At 44.7% G+C, this 749-nt stretch carries 1 protein-coding gene and 2 pseudogenes; 2 read left to right on the plus strand and 1 reads right to left on the minus strand.

What is annotated here, in order from left to right:
• Positions 1 to 161 (plus strand): annotated as a pseudogene (locus KIV40_RS34530) (DNA-binding transcriptional regulator FabR); the annotation flags it as partial.
• On the plus strand, positions 161 to 532 hold the full coding sequence (locus KIV40_RS34535; protein WP_285353963.1) for a YijD family membrane protein: 372 nt from the start codon (positions 161 to 163) through the stop codon (positions 530 to 532). The pseudogene KIV40_RS34530 and the gene KIV40_RS34535, both read left to right, overlap by 1 nt.
• Before the next feature lie 97 nt (positions 533 to 629).
• On the opposite strand, the pseudogene KIV40_RS34540 reads toward KIV40_RS34535, so the two are convergent.
• Positions 630 to 749 (minus strand): annotated as a pseudogene (locus tag KIV40_RS34540) (tRNA (uridine(54)-C5)-methyltransferase TrmA); the annotation flags it as partial.

Here is a 749-nt window from a genome sequence, read left to right on the forward strand (position 1 = left end):
TTTTGGTGTTTAATTCTGGAGAAGAAGCATTAGATTTAGATCGACGCCAGCGCGATGAATTGGCTGAGCGACTGATCATGCAATTGCGAATGATGGCCAAAGGGGCTTATTGGTATCGCAAAGAACGTGAACGTAACCGACTAAAAGGCGGGATTGAATAATGTCGAATGAAAAGAATACTGTGAACCGCGGTTCAGAAAGAAAAACACTGGTACTGGCTCTAGTAGCGGGTGTGTGTGGTGATGCATTGTTATCTTGGGTAACGATGAGCGAAGTTGGTTTCTCTATTTTCCCTCTTATTGCGCTAGTACTGGCTGTTCAAGCCTTATATCAAGAATACCTAGCAAACCCTGTGTCTGAAGATATTCCACTAGTAGGCCTAGCATGTTTCTTCGTTGGTGCATTTGGTCACTCTGCGTTTGTGAAAGCACAACACCCAGAAGCGGGCTCGAACTTCTTTGCAATTATCGTAGCCATGCTATTACTGGCATGGGTAGGTAAGAAGCTAGGGTTTATGTCCAAAGCGGCTTAACTCGCATTAAACAGATACTAAAAAACGAGCCATTGGGCTCGTTTTTTTTGGTTTGAAGAACCGATCTCGATGGGTCGGTTCTTTTGTCTTTACCGTTCTATTTCGCTTTACGCTCTAGGAACACGCCCGCTTCCATGTGGTGGGTGTACGGGAACTGATCGAAAAGGGCAAAACGTGTGATGTTGTGAGTTTCGCTCAGGATATCTAAGTTCTCTTG

Source organism: Vibrio sp. D173a, assembly GCF_030248475.1.